The following is a 1029-nucleotide window of genomic DNA, read 5'->3' as shown; positions in this document are numbered from 1 at the left end:
GGACAACTGATAATGAGTGCATTATTTTTGTTCAAGACGAGCCAGTAATACACCAGATGTGCGCATGAAATTGATGCTCGATATCATATTCTCCAAACACAACATCGACACTTTGGTGACCCGAGTCTTAAATATGGAAAGAAGCAGATGCAGAGGTAAAAAAGCTGTGTGTTAATAAGACCAATATGAGCAACCAATATATTTTCGTAACGGCCACTTTATCTAATAATCCACCATAAAACCAGCGCTGAAACTCGTGTTAACGTGTGATAAACTGTAGGTATATCGAAATCGTTTTAGGTTGTTCCAATGTCATCATGTTGCGGAAGTTCAGCGCAAGCCGAAATGGATAACTCTCAACGCAGGTTGTTATGGACGGTTCTAGTCCTTAATGGCGTCATGTTCTTTGTTGAGTTCATTGCGGGTTGGATGGCTGAATCCAGTGGTCTTATTGCTGATTCGCTGGATATGCTTGCCGATACTTTGGTTTATGCTGTGAGCTTATACGCTGTTGGCAAAGCCATTAAATATAAAGTCAATGCCGCTATTTTAAACGGCATACTGCAAACATTATTAGCTCTGGCGGTGTTATTGGATGTCATCCTTAAACTGGCATTTGGTAGTCAGCCCGAAACCTTTGTCATGCTCTCAATAGCGGGGCTTGCATTACTGGTAAACATCGTTTGCTTTGCCCTTCTATATCGCTCCCGAAACGGCGATATTAACATTCGCGCCAGCTGGATTTGTTCACGCAATGACATGATCATGAATGTCGGTGTTATTGTCTCTGCGATGCTCGTCGCCCAGCTCCATGCGGCATGGCCTGACTTACTCATCGCAACTGTCATAGCCATCATTGTACTGCACTCTGCTATTCGCATCATCAAAGACGCGATAGCTGTAAAGACAGGTGAAAAAGACGATATTTCTGGGTGTTGCGGGTAATCACCAGGATTCGTAATGAGCTCAATATTTTTAATAAAGACACTCGGGTTATTTATCGCAACCGCAATTGCAGAAATTGTCGGT

1 protein-coding gene and 1 pseudogene are annotated in these 1029 nt (G+C 42.9%); both read left to right on the top strand.

Translation table 11 applies throughout. The features are described 5' to 3' along the window. Nucleotides 1–309: 309 nt before the first annotated feature. Entirely contained in the window at nucleotides 310–945 is a 636-nt protein-coding gene (locus IDAT_RS12845; protein WP_034734464.1) for a cation efflux transmembrane domain-containing protein, read from the top strand. A gap of 15 nt (nucleotides 946–960) precedes the next feature. Then, nucleotides 961–1029: pseudogene (locus tag IDAT_RS13590) on the top strand (YnfA family protein); the annotation flags it as partial.

The sequence above is a fragment of the Pseudidiomarina atlantica genome (assembly GCF_000753735.1).
In the GTDB taxonomy this organism is placed as follows: domain Bacteria; phylum Pseudomonadota; class Gammaproteobacteria; order Enterobacterales; family Alteromonadaceae; genus Pseudidiomarina; species Pseudidiomarina atlantica.
The sequence above is the reverse complement of the archived record's forward strand: the minus strand, read 5'-3'. Positions and strand labels throughout refer to the sequence as shown.